At 66.6% G+C, this 11,493-nt stretch carries 12 protein-coding genes, 1 pseudogene and 1 riboswitch; of the genes and pseudogenes, 8 read left to right on the top strand and 5 right to left on the bottom strand.

Features of this window, described 5'->3' with window-relative positions; genetic code table 11:
- The first annotated feature begins 110 nt into the window (after positions 1-110).
- Positions 111-647 carry a hypothetical protein gene (locus ACLQ3C_RS13485; protein ID WP_425705578.1) on the top strand — a complete coding sequence of 179 codons (537 nt, stop codon included), beginning with the start codon at positions 111-113 and terminating at the stop codon, positions 645-647.
- Positions 648-840: 193 nt separating this feature from the next.
- Here ACLQ3C_RS13485 and ACLQ3C_RS13480 read toward each other — a convergent pair whose 3' ends face one another.
- Both ACLQ3C_RS13480 and ACLQ3C_RS13475 read right to left on the bottom strand, forming a co-directional pair.
- The gene (locus tag ACLQ3C_RS13480; RefSeq protein WP_425705577.1) at positions 841-2,232 is read right to left on the bottom strand and encodes an FAD-dependent oxidoreductase; all 1,392 of its coding nucleotides are present in this window, start codon (positions 2,230-2,232) and stop codon (positions 841-843) included.
- Between the two features lie 153 nt (positions 2,233-2,385).
- Entirely contained in the window at positions 2,386-3,378 is a 993-nt protein-coding gene (locus ACLQ3C_RS13475) for an ABC transporter substrate-binding protein (protein WP_425705669.1), read from the bottom strand.
- Between the two features lie 203 nt (positions 3,379-3,581).
- Between ACLQ3C_RS13475 and ACLQ3C_RS13470 the strand changes: the two genes are divergently transcribed.
- From ACLQ3C_RS13470 to ACLQ3C_RS13460, 3 genes are read left to right on the top strand one after another with little or no spacing between them, the layout of a single operon-like run.
- The gene (locus tag ACLQ3C_RS13470) at positions 3,582-4,076 is read left to right on the top strand and encodes a hypothetical protein (protein ID WP_425705576.1); all 495 of its coding nucleotides are present in this window, start codon (positions 3,582-3,584) and stop codon (positions 4,074-4,076) included.
- Positions 4,073-4,486 carry a rhodanese-like domain-containing protein gene (locus ACLQ3C_RS13465; RefSeq protein WP_425705575.1) on the top strand — a complete coding sequence of 138 codons (414 nt, stop codon included), beginning with the start codon at positions 4,073-4,075 and terminating at the stop codon, positions 4,484-4,486. Before ACLQ3C_RS13470 ends, ACLQ3C_RS13465 begins: the two co-directional genes overlap by 4 nt.
- Positions 4,487-4,529: 43 nt before the next feature.
- Complete coding sequence (locus ACLQ3C_RS13460; protein ID WP_425705574.1) at positions 4,530-5,729, top strand: O-succinylhomoserine sulfhydrylase; 1,200 nt, start codon at positions 4,530-4,532, stop codon at positions 5,727-5,729.
- On the opposite strand, the gene ACLQ3C_RS13455 is transcribed toward ACLQ3C_RS13460, so the two are convergent.
- Entirely contained in the window at positions 5,714-5,983 is a 270-nt protein-coding gene (locus ACLQ3C_RS13455; RefSeq protein WP_425705672.1) for a hypothetical protein, read from the bottom strand. The two genes, ACLQ3C_RS13460 and ACLQ3C_RS13455, sit on opposite strands and share 16 nt — an antisense overlap.
- On the opposite strand from ACLQ3C_RS13455, the pseudogene ACLQ3C_RS13450 reads away from it, so the two are divergent.
- Positions 5,945-6,100, top strand: a pseudogene (locus tag ACLQ3C_RS13450) (GNAT family N-acetyltransferase); the annotation flags it as partial. The gene ACLQ3C_RS13455 and the pseudogene ACLQ3C_RS13450 sit on opposite strands and share 39 nt — an antisense overlap.
- Before the next feature lie 139 nt (positions 6,101-6,239).
- On the opposite strand, the gene ACLQ3C_RS13445 reads toward ACLQ3C_RS13450, so the two are convergent.
- Positions 6,240-7,340 carry an isochorismate synthase gene (locus ACLQ3C_RS13445; RefSeq protein ID WP_425705573.1) on the bottom strand — a complete coding sequence of 367 codons (1,101 nt, stop codon included), beginning with the start codon at positions 7,338-7,340 and terminating at the stop codon, positions 6,240-6,242.
- A gap of 91 nt (positions 7,341-7,431) precedes the next feature.
- A riboswitch (SAM riboswitch) is annotated at positions 7,432-7,545 on the top strand.
- Positions 7,546-7,562: 17 nt separating this feature from the next.
- Between ACLQ3C_RS13445 and ACLQ3C_RS13440 the strand changes: the two genes are divergently transcribed.
- The 3 genes from ACLQ3C_RS13440 (at position 7,563) to ACLQ3C_RS13430 (ending at position 10,185) form a co-directional block, all read left to right on the top strand.
- The gene (locus ACLQ3C_RS13440) at positions 7,563-8,933 is read left to right on the top strand and encodes an aminotransferase class V-fold PLP-dependent enzyme (protein WP_425705572.1); all 1,371 of its coding nucleotides are present in this window, start codon (positions 7,563-7,565) and stop codon (positions 8,931-8,933) included.
- Positions 8,930-9,361: a hypothetical protein gene (locus tag ACLQ3C_RS13435; RefSeq protein ID WP_425705571.1), complete on the top strand. Its 432-nt coding sequence runs from the start codon at positions 8,930-8,932 to the stop codon at positions 9,359-9,361. Before ACLQ3C_RS13440 ends, ACLQ3C_RS13435 begins: the two co-directional genes overlap by 4 nt.
- A gap of 512 nt (positions 9,362-9,873) precedes the next feature.
- Positions 9,874-10,185 (top strand): hypothetical protein, encoded by a 312-nt coding sequence (locus ACLQ3C_RS13430; RefSeq protein WP_425705570.1) that lies wholly within the window; start codon positions 9,874-9,876, stop codon positions 10,183-10,185.
- A 129-nt stretch (positions 10,186-10,314) separates the two neighbouring features.
- On the opposite strand, the gene alc is transcribed toward ACLQ3C_RS13430, so the two are convergent.
- Complete coding sequence (gene alc, locus ACLQ3C_RS13425; RefSeq protein ID WP_425705569.1) at positions 10,315-11,298, bottom strand: allantoicase; 984 nt, start codon at positions 11,296-11,298, stop codon at positions 10,315-10,317.
- Between the last annotated feature and the right edge of the window lie 195 nt (positions 11,299-11,493).

Raw genomic sequence — 11,493 nt, 5'->3', positions numbered from 1 at the left:
ACAAGGGTCGGGCGATAGACCGGTCAGAAGTCTCACTAAGATGGTTCGAACGTGCCGTTCAGGCTGGAAACAGCCCTGGTCGGTTGCCAAATGACACGGAGGAAAGTCCGATGAGGAAGTCTTTGAGGAACGCGGCCGTTGCCACGCTGGCAGCGGCGGGTATTGCCGGTGGTTCGCTGGTCTCGACCGGCCAGGCGCAGGCCGACGTGCCCAACCTGGTCCTGACCGGCGGGGTCAACTGCTCGTGGGGTTTCACTCCGGGCCAGCCGTGGACCGACGGCATCTGGCACATGAAGCGCTGGATGACCGTCACGGCGCGCGGCGCGGACTTCCCGAACGTCACGCTGCAGGAATTCAACGGTGAGCACAAGTTCGTCTCGAACCTCAAGAAGGACCAGTCGCTGACCATCGCGACCGACTGGCGCGCCTGCTTCCCGTCGTCGATCTCGGGCTACACCATCTCGAGCAACGCCGACAACCTGCTCGACAACGTCGGCTTCTGGTGGAACCTGCGCAAGCTGGAGGAGAAGGCGCCGAAGAACGCCGCTCCGTCGGACAAGGCAGGTCCCAACGCGGGTCTGTCCGGTGGTGGCAACACCACGTCGCGCGCACAGGCCCAGCAGCTGCAGGCCGAGTTCGGGCACTGATCGCCGAATTCTCCTTTCTCTCACAGACGACGAGGGGCGACCGGAATTTCTCCGGTCGCCCCTCGTCGTGTCTGTGGTGTTGTAAGTTCTTCCCCTGCTTCTCGTTACGTTCCCCAGAAGTTCCTGGGGAGCGAAAAGAAAAGTGGGGGAAGAAGATTCTTCCCCCACTTTCAGCGGCTGTGTGCCGGGTGTGTCAGCCCTTGGGAACCTTGTGTGGCTCCGACGCGGCGACCATGTCCTCGCGCTCGACGACCTTCACCCGCTCACGACCCTGTGCCGCACCGAGATTGCGCTCATGCTCATCGAGTCGGTACCAGCCATCCCAGGTGGTGAAGGGGATGTCCTTGGACTCCAGGAACTCGATGACGGCGTCCTCGCCGGGATGTGCCGGCTCGAGGAGCGCGCCGTTGGCCATGTCCTCGAGGATGCAGTCGACGGTCTCGTTGGCGTCGCCCTTGGTGTGGCCGATGAGGCCGACGGGGCCGCGCTTGACCCAGCCTGTCGTGTAGAGCCCGGTCTGGTGGGTGCCCTCGTCGAATACGCGGCCGGCCTCGTTCGGGATGACTCCCGCCTGGCTGTCGAACGGGATCTGCGGCAGGTTGTCGGAGAGGTATCCGACGGCGCGGTAAACGGCGGTCACGTCCCAGTCGGTGAACTTGCCGGTCGGTTTGACGTTGCCGGTGCCGTCGAGCTGGGTGCGCTCGGTGCGCAGGCCGACGACCTTGCCGTCCTCGCCGAGGATCTCGGTCGGACTCTCGAAGAAGTGCAGGAAGAGCTTGTGGACGGCGCCCTGCTTGGGATCGCGGATCGCGTAGTTCTCGATGATCGTGGCGACCTGGTCGGTGATCTTCGACCCGCGGCGGGCCACGGCCGAACCCTCGTCGTAGTCGATGTCCTCGGGGTTCACGATCACCTCGATGTTCGGCGAGTGATCGAGTTCCTTGAGCTCGAGCGGGGTGAACTTGGCCTGCGCGGGTCCGCGCCGGCCGAAGATGTGCACCTCCACGGCCTTGTTGGCCTTGAGGCCCGCGTAGACGTTGTCGGGGATCTCGGTCGGGAACAGCTCGTCGCCGGTCTTGGCGAGCACCCGCGCGACGTCGAGGGCCACGTTGCCGACGCCGATGACGGCGACCTTCTCCTCTTCGAGCGGCCATTCGCGCGGGAAGTCGGGATGACCGTCGTACCAGGCGACGAACTGGGCCGCACCGTAGGAGCGGTCGAGGTCGACACCGGGGATGGCGAGGGCCCGGTCGTCGGTGGCGCCGGTGGAGAAGATGACCGCGTCGTAGTGCGACTTGAGTTCGTCGAGGGTGATGTCGGTGCCGTAGTCGATGTTGCCGAGCAGGCGGACCTGCGGCTTGTCGAGGACCTTGTGCAGCGCCGTGATGATGCCCTTGATGCGCGGGTGGTCGGGTGCGACGCCGTAGCGGATGAGACCGAAGGGCGCGGGCATACGCTCATAGAGGTCGATGGACACGCCACGATCCTTGGCCGTGTCGGACTTCATCAGCGAGTCGGCGGCGTAGATCCCGGCGGGACCTGCGCCGATGATGGCAACGCGCAGTGGGCGGGCTTGGTCGGTCATTGGGCGTCAGTACCTCGGTTCTCAGATGAATCAGACGCCGCGGTACGCAGGCGGCGCGTCGACACTTATCCCTTCTACGGTAGGCGTTCGCAGCCCGTACCCAAAATCCTCGCTTAGGGTGACCTTACTCATATCGTGTCGCGTCCACATCGGTCAGCCCGCCCGTCCGGCTGCCGTCGCGATCCGACCGATCGATTGGTCGGCGATCCACGGAATGGACAGCACGGTCGGCACACCCATCGCGGTGCCGACCTCCTGATCGAGATAGACGGTGCGGCCACCGGTCACGAACGGCTGGGCGGTCCAGGCGGAGTTCTTGCGTATCTGGTCGTTGGCGCCCTGCCAATCGAGGACGACGACGACGTCGGCCTGGTTGAGCAGGCCGATGTTCTCCGGCGCGATCGATCCATAGAAACCGCTGGTGACGGCCGATTTCAGGCCGTCGGGGAAGTGCAGGCCGTACGAGGCCAGGATCTGCTCGCGTCCGTCGCCGGGCCCGTAGATCGAGATCGTCCCGTCGGGCGACGCGGTCACCGCGACCGCGGTCTTGTCTTTCAGTTCGGGGTGGGCGGCGGCGAGGCCGGCGACGTGCTTGCTGGTCTCGCCGATCTTGGCGGCGACGGCGCCGGGGCGGCCCACGGCCCTGCCGATCTCGGTGGCCTGTACATCCCACGGCACCTGCCAGTCCGGGTGGTTCGCCGGGCGGGTGATGGTCGGCACGGCGGCGGCAAGCTTGGCGTACTGCTCCTTCGTGGGAGCCGCGCCGATCGCGGTGACGAGGTCCGGGTCGGTGCTCAGAGCCTTGGCGATCTCGTTGCCGAACTGCTGGGACGCCTCGGGGAGCGCGACCGGCTCGTCCGACCCCAGCAGCTTCTCGTTCCACGGCGTGCGCACGTTCGCGGGAGAGCCGAACGGTGCGGCCGCCACGGGACGGAAGCCGAGCGCGAGCAGGGTGTCGGCGTCGCCCACACCCATCGCGGCGACTCGGGTGACCGGTTTCGAGATGGTGGTCGAGCCGTAATTGTGCTCGATGGTGACCGGCAGGGCGCCCGACTCGGGCGATGGCGCGCCGGGCGTGGTGTGGTCCTCGGCAGGGGCGCTGCACGCGGCGAGGCCGATCGCGGCGGTCAGTACCAACCCCGCCAGCGTAAGGTGGCGAGCGTTCCTTCGGGGACGAGCGTTCTTCCGGGGGCGGGGCACACGGCCTCGGATGTTGGGCACGGCTCTCCTTTGGTTACGCACAATCGGCGGATCTAGTTGGTTAGCCTCACCTTAACTGCTGGGGGTGGTGGGGTGGAGTCCCATGGGTGCTCGATCCGGGATCGGGGTACGTCGATACACTCGCCGACATGGTCGGACGCGGAGGCGGGCGGAGTGAGCCCGAGGCCGTCGACGACGAACCGGCCGCACCGTCGTGGCGCAAAGCCTGGCCCTTCCTGGTGGCTCTGCTCGTCGTCGTGCTGGCGGCTGCGGGCATCGGACTGTCGTATCTGTTCCGTCCGGCGCAGGAGCGGGCCGGCGATTCGGCGCAGGTGCAGTACGCGATCAACGATCTCTACACCGCGCGCAACAACGTCGACTACACCGCCTTTCGGGACCACACGTGTTCCGTCGACGTGAATTCGGCCGGGTTTCCGGCGCAGCCGGAGTTCGCGACGGAGAACCGGCAGTCGTTGGAGAGGAACGGCCGGATCGTGATCCCGGAGATCACCGACCTGAAAGTGTCGGGTGACCGCGCGAGGGCGACGGTACATTGGCATTTCGACAAACAGTCCGATGAGACGCAGACGACCAAGGTTGCCGCGGTTCGGGAAGACGGGAACTGGAAGGTGTGCAAGGCATGACGTATGCCGGTGATCTGACCCCGCAAGAGGCGTGGGACAAGCTCGAGCAGAATCCGAAGGCCAAGCTGGTGGACTGTCGCACCCGTGCGGAATGGTCTTTCGTCGGGGTTCCCGACCTCGAGATCGTCGGTAAGCGACCACTTTTCGTCGAATGGACCACCTTTCCCGACGGCCGACCCAACGAGGGATTCGTGGCGCAGTTGCGCGACGGCGGAATCGCCGACGACGACGAGGTGATCTTCCTCTGCCGCTCCGGACATCGCTCGATCGGTGCCGCCGAGGCGGCCACTGCCGCCGGGGTCAGCAAGGCCTACAACATCCTCGACGGATTCGAGGGGGCGCTCGACGAATACGATCACCGTGGGTTCAAGGGTTGGCGGGCCCTCGACCTTCCGTGGAGGCAGTCGTGAGCGAAGCGAGCGAGCTGGCCGACCCTACAAGCTGGAGGCAGTCGTGAGCGACGGTTTGCCGGAGGGGGTTTCGGCGGAGACGCTGTCGGTCCGCGGCGGTATCGAGCGGTCGGGGTTCTTCGAGACCTCCGAGGGGCTCTACCTGACGAGCGGATACGTCTACGAGTCCGCCGAGGCCGCGGAGCGCGCCTTCACCGGCGAGGACGAGCGTTTCGTCTACTCGCGTTACGGCAATCCGACCGTGGAGATGTTCCAGGAACGGCTGCGTCTGATCGAGGGAGCCGAGGCGTGTTTTGCCACGGCCAGCGGGATGGCCGCGGTGTTCGTGTCGCTCGGTGCCCTGCTGAAAGCCGGTGACCGGCTGGTCTGTGCGCGCAGTCTTTTCGGGTCGTGTTTTGTGGTGGCGAACGAGATCCTGCCGCGGTGGGGTGTGCACACCGACTTCGTCGACGGGGAGGACCTGTCGCAGTGGGAGCGGGCGCTTTCCACGCCCGCCGACGCGGTGTTCTTCGAGACTCCGTCGAATCCGATGCAGAGCCTCGTCGATGTGGCCAAGGTATCCGAACTGGGGCATGCGGCAGGGGCAAAGGTCGTGTTGGACAACGTATTCGCCACTCCGCTCCTGCAGAGCGGTCTGGAACTCGGGGCGGACGTCATCGTCTATTCGGGCACCAAACACATCGACGGGCAGGGCCGCGTGATGGGCGGCGCGGTGCTCGGGACCAAGGAATTTGTCGACGGTCCGGTGAAGATGCTGATGCGGCATACCGGTCCGGCGCTCTCCCCGTTCAATGCCTGGACCCTGCTCAAGGGGCTGGAGACAATGAAGCTGCGTGTCGACGCATCGGTCGCCGCGGCGTTGCGGATCGGCGAATTCCTCGAAGCCGATCCACGTGTGCGGTGGGTGAAGTATCCGTTCCTGAAGTCGCACCCACAGTACGAGCTGGCGACCGCGCAGATGTCCGGGGGCGGCACGGTGGTCACCTTCGAGCTCAACGACCGCGACGGCGTGGACGGCAAGGAGCGCGCCTTCGAGGTGCTCAACGCACTGCGCATCATCGACATCTCCAACAACCTCGGTGATTCCAAGTCGCTGATCACCCATCCGGCCACCACCACGCACCGTGCGATGGGGCCGGACGGGCGCGCGGCAATCGGGTTGAGCGACTCCGTGGTTCGGCTCTCGGTGGGCCTCGAGGGCATCGACGATCTGCTCGCGGATCTGGATCAGGCGCTGGGATAAGGGCGTTCATGGCGCCGTCGTTGTCGATCCGCCGTGCCACCGCCGCCGATGCTCCGGCCGTTGCGGGCGTGCACGTGCGGTCGTGGCGGCGCGGCTATCGCGGATTGCTGCCGGATGCCGAGCTGCGGGCGATGCGTCCGGCGGATCGGGTCGGCGACTACACCTTTGACGATGACCGTGGTCCGCACACGTGGGTCGCCGAGACGTCGGGCGGGATAGCCGGATTCGTGACGATCGGCGAGCTCGATGGTCATGCCGCGGTGATGGCGCTCTACGTCGACCCGGACCATTGGCGGTCCGGGATCGGGTCGGCGCTGATGGATCGGGCGGAGTCGGAGATCGCCCGGCAGGGTTATCCGGTGGCCCGGTTGCATGTGCTCAAGGGCAATGAGCGAGCGATGGATTTCTACGCCGGCCGTGGATGGGCCCGACCGGACGAGTGCGTTCCGGCGACGTCTGGGGTGTGCACGTCGACGAGGTCGAATACGAGAAGATCGGCTGAAAGGTCGGTTAGCTGCCGTCGACACCCAACGCCCGCAGCACCGTTCGTAATTTGGCGGTGGTCTCCGCGAGCTCGGCGTCGGGATCGGAGTCGGCGACGATGCCGCCGCCGGCCCAGGTGCGAAAGGATCGTCCGTCGGAGTCGATCTCGAGGCAGCGGATGGTGACCATCCATTCGCCGTCACCGTGGGCGTCGGCCCAGCCGACGGCGCCTGCATAATTTCCGCGCGGCTCCTCGTGGTCGCGAATGAACTGTGCCGCAACATCTGTCGGCGTTCCGCACACCGCGGGAGTGGGACTCAGGGCGAGGGCGAGTTCCAGCGCGTTGAGATCGGGATCGGTCAGGTGCGCCCGGATCGGGGTGGCCAGATGCCACATCTCTCCGGTCGACAACAGTTGTGGGGCATCCGGAATGGTGATCTCGTCGCAAAGCGGCGCGAGTCGTCGGCGCAGATGGTCGACCACGAAGGCATGCTCGCGGTGGTCCTTGCCGGATGCGGCCAGCTTCTCGCGGGCCTCGCGGTCGGCGACCGGATCGGGGAACCGGGGCGCCGACCCAGCATACGGCCGGCACGTCACCTCGCGACCGGCCTTGCGTAGCAACAACTCCGGGCTCGCACCGAGTAACCAGCCCGGTCCGGTGTCGACGGCGAAGGCATTGTGTTCACTGTTGCCATGGGCCAGTGCATCCAGCAGTCCGGTCACCTCGGCCGGGGAATCGAGCACTGCCCGAACGGTTCTCGCGAGCACCACTTTGTCGAGGTCGCCTGCAGTGATGGCGGCGACTGCGCGCCGCACGCGGTCGCGGTGGGTGGCGGCGTCGGGGATCTCGGTGAACCGGTCGAGTGTGTGCCGGGCCGGCGAGCGGCCGGCCAGGGGCGGCAGATCTCGTCGTAACCGGCGGGGGACCATCAACGCGGAGGTGCCGGCGGGATCGAACGGCAGGGCACCGACGACGGTGTCGGCGCGGCCGGTCCGCAGGTCGTCGATGGCCGCGTCGACCTCGGTGAAGCGCCGGATGATGCCCTCGGCGCGCACCGTCCCGTGGGGGCGGGAGAGGACGAAAGGCGCCTGCGCCGGGTTGTCGACGCTTTCCGGGTCACCGCTCACCAACCCAACCTAGCGCCCACATCGCGGCGACTTCGGCCCACGGTGAGTGAAAATTGACACCCCGACGCGAGATGGGCCACTCTGGACGTCAGGTCATGAGTGCCAGTGACAAGCCCCGGCTCGCTGGTCGGCAACCCTCCTCCACGGTGGGGTGCTCCGGGTGACGACCGGGCTGTGTTCCAACCGGACACGGCAAGCGTGGATTTCCGAGGAGTTCTTTCGATGACTGCTGTCGTGCGCACCGCACCCGTTCTGTCCGATACCGTTTTCGCCAATCTTGCGGCCTGTACCGAACCGCTGGCGGCGGTCGTCGGCGCCGACGAGAAGGCGCCGCTGGCCGGCGGTGGCGAGATCGCCTACGCCAACCTCGACTACGCCGCCAGTGCACCCGCGCTGGTCGCCGTCGCCGAGTCGGTGTCGGCGGCCCTACACCAGTACGCGAGCGTTCACCGCGGCGCCGGCCATCTGTCGCAGGTCACCACCCGGCGCTATGAGCAGTGCCGAGAGACGGTGCGGCGCTTCGTTCGTGGGCGTTCCGATGACACCGTCGTCTTCACGCGCAACACCACCGATGCGATCAATCTGGCCGCTCACTGCACACCCGGCGACGTCGTCGTCCTCGATATCGAACACCACGCGAACCTGCTGCCATGGCTGTCACGGGACGCCGGTTCGGCGCGCATCGTGACCGCGCGGCCCAGCATCGAGGACACTCTCACCGCGCTCGAGTGCGAGCTCGCCGCGGCCCCCACATCGCTGTTGGCGGTGACCGCCGCATCCAACGTCACGGGAGAGGTGCTGCCGGTCGGGCGGCTCGCCGCGATCGCCCACCGCCACGGTGCGCGCATCCTCGTCGACGCCGCGCAACTCGTCGCCCACCGCCCGGTGTCGGTGGTCAGCCACGGCATCGACTACCTGGTGTTCTCCGGCCACAAGCTCTACGCCCCGTTCGGGGCGGGTGTGCTCATAGGCCGCTCCGACTGGCTCGACGACGCCGATCCCTACCTCGCGGGCGGCGGGGCGTCGGCGCAGGTGAGTGTGGTCGACGGCCCCGACGAGAACTGCGCGGCGACCGCCTGGCACACCGGTGCTGCCCGGCACGAGGCCGGATCGCCGAATGTGTTGGGCGCCATCGCGATCGCCGCTGCGTGTGACGCCATCGCCGACATCGGCATCGAGTCGATCGGAGCGCACGAACACGAACTGCGCCGCCGCCTCGACGACGGGCTCGCCGCAGTCGACGGGGTCCGCACCCTGCAGATCTTCGACGACGTGACCGATCGGGTCGGGATCGCCGGGTTCAGTGTTGCCGGACATACCCCGCGCGCGGTCGCGGAATACCTCAGCGCAGAACACGGGATCGGCGTGCGCGACGGCAAATTCTGCGCGCATCCTGTACTCAACCGCCTCGGGCTTCCCGCCGGCGCGATCCGCGCCAGCTTCGGTCTTGGAACCGGCTCGTCCGACATCGACCGCCTCACCGGCGCCCTGCGGCAACTGGCCGCCACGCAACCGACCTCCACCCGACCGACCTCCACGCAACCGACCTCCACGCAACCGAGCGCGACGACACCCCCAGGAGCCCCGGCATGAGCATCGAACTCGACCGCATCAGCATCGGGCGTCCGCCGCTGCACGTGGCGATCCTCGGCGACGAGCCCGCCGACGCGGCACCCATCGTCGTGCGCCGACCCACGCTGCGTGACGCGCAGCGCGCCCGTTCGGTGCTGCGATCGGGCACCCGCGACACTGCCGGCTTCTCGGTCGCGCTCGAAGTGGAGGTGGCGATCGCACCGAGTGCCGCCTCGGCCCGCGCGGCGGTCGCCGGCATCCCGGACGAACTCGACGGCGGCACGGTCCGCTACGTCGGCACGCCGAGCGGTCTGGTCACCTTGATCCGCGACATCTACGCCGCCGAGGTCGCCGACGCGGTGATCCTGGTGCCGCTCGACGGATCGGCCACCGACAACCGGCTGCGTCAGCTGGTGCTGCCGTCGTTCGCGCCGCGCCGCGCGGCCTGAGCGACCGAAACAGATGAACCCCGGTTGTCCGAATGGACGCCGGGGTTCATCTGTGGAAGTTCTCCGCTGTCCCCGGGTGAGGCGAACCAACATGTGCCCAGGGCAAGCGCTAGACGGTGTACGTGTTCTCGGCTCTCGATGCAATGACGATGGCGCAGGTCAAGGCGGTGCGCAGCACAATCAGCCAGGCGCGAACGTCCACGTACGACAACGCGGTGACCTCAGTCGATTCGGCAGGGGAAGCGCGCACGCGCAGGGCACTGAAGCTGTAACTCTGGAACGCAGAAGTTGCCGGGGCATTCCTTTTGCCACTGCATCTGTGCGAAGTGTCAATTCGCAACGCGGTGTCGGACGCGATTGCCGCTCACTACGGAAGGCGCTGGCCTTGGTCTCAAGGTTTTGAACGGTCGTTGCCCGCAGACGCCCGTGGCCGGTACAACCCACGAACTGACCTGGCAAATGCTCGTCGGGACACATCGTCGACAGGGAAAGTCATCCCTGAGGTGAAGTTCGTGTTCTGGCAGAAGGTGTTCACCAGCCGCTACGATGCCGTCATCTGGGACTCGCAGATCGCAACCGTCCTGCCCGGCGACAACGTCAACGGGGGTAGTACGGCGAGACTCCGAGCTCGCGTGTATAGCGACCTTGACCGTATCCGATTGCTTCGCAACCGCATTGCTCATCACGAACCGATCATCTTTCGCGACCTTGCGGCGGACTTGGCCGCGATCAAAGACCTTGTTCAACTGCGCTGCACCCACACAGCGCATCTACTCGAAGAAGCAGAGAGTGTCACGGCGCTGCTGCCTCAGCGGCCTCTCTGAATCGGCATCTGGATGGTGGGCCGTATGAGCTGCGTTACCGGACGGTGCCGTTCCCGCACGGGGCCTCACCATTGGCCTCGGCGTGCCAACAGGTCACCGAGAGCCCGCTTTCGCAGGCACCGGATGGTCCTACGCCTCCCCGCGCTCCCATTGTTCGACCAGTTCGGTCTGCGATTCCTCGGTGAGCACCCCGTACAGCCGGAGTCGGGCCATCCCGCCGTCGGGATAGACGTCGACGCGCGCCTCGGTCATCGGGCGGTCGGCGTCGATGACGAAGCGGTGGCGGGTGTCGGGCTGTAAGTCGGTGCGCCCCAACACCTCGAACCACTCGCCGTCCTCGCCGTCGCGTCCGTGGATCGTCGCGGCGCCGGGCGCATTGCCGAGGAAGTAGCTGGTGTCGAGTTCGACGAGACTGACCAGTCCCTGCCCGGCCAGCCGAACCTGCACCCAGTCGTTGCCGTCGTCGCGGCGGCGGGAGGTCTCCCAGCCCTCGCCCATGTTCCGGGCGCGGCCGGGCATCAGCAGGTTGTTGGGGGAGCTGTAGAACATGTTGGAACAGGCGGTGATCAGTCCGCCGTTCTCCAGTGCCGCGAGATCGAAGTGGCCGTACCGGAAGAAGTGCGGATTGGGCACGCCGCGGCCGTGCACGCGGAAGCGGGCGATGCCGCCGTCGGGATGCATCGTCAACCGCACATGGGTGAAACGATCCTTCGCATCGACCCGGAACGGGTTGCGGGTGTCGCCCTCGACGGGGCTCTTCTCGACGATGGTGACCCACTCGGTGTCGGTGAGCAGCTCGTCGACGGAGACGACGCCCTCCTTGGCGGCGGCCTCCACCGAGATGAACGGCGGATAGTTGCCCGTGAACCATGCGGTGTCGACGACGACGCCGTAGATGACCCCGGGTGCGCCGAGCCGGACGATTGCCTGATCGACACCTGGTTTGCGCCGCCGCCGCGATTCCCACCCGTCGTAGATCTGTCCTTTGTGCCCGAAGGTTGCCGGCTGATACTGCGCCGGCGTCGTCTTGATGAGGTTCTGTGCCTCGGCGAACAGGTCGTCGTTGGTCCACACCACGGCACCGCCGAGGTCGCGTAAGGCCAGGTCAGGCATCGAAGTGAAGTGCGGGCGGTTACCCGAGGGCGTCGGTGGGGGTGCTGGGGTCACGAGTGTCGATCCTAATGCGAGTTGCGACGGCATCTGAGGTGAGCGCATACTTGCGGCCGCCAACTAGCCTCGGCCTTTCACGCTAATTGCGTGTCGTGAATGAAGAATGGTGCCCTGACCTGGGATGATTTGACTTGCGAA

The organism is Gordonia sp. DT30 (genome assembly GCF_049844915.1).
Taxonomy (GTDB): Bacteria; Actinomycetota; Actinomycetes; order Mycobacteriales; family Mycobacteriaceae; genus Gordonia.
The sequence above is the reverse complement of the archived record's forward strand: the minus strand, read 5'-3'. Positions and strand labels throughout refer to the sequence as shown.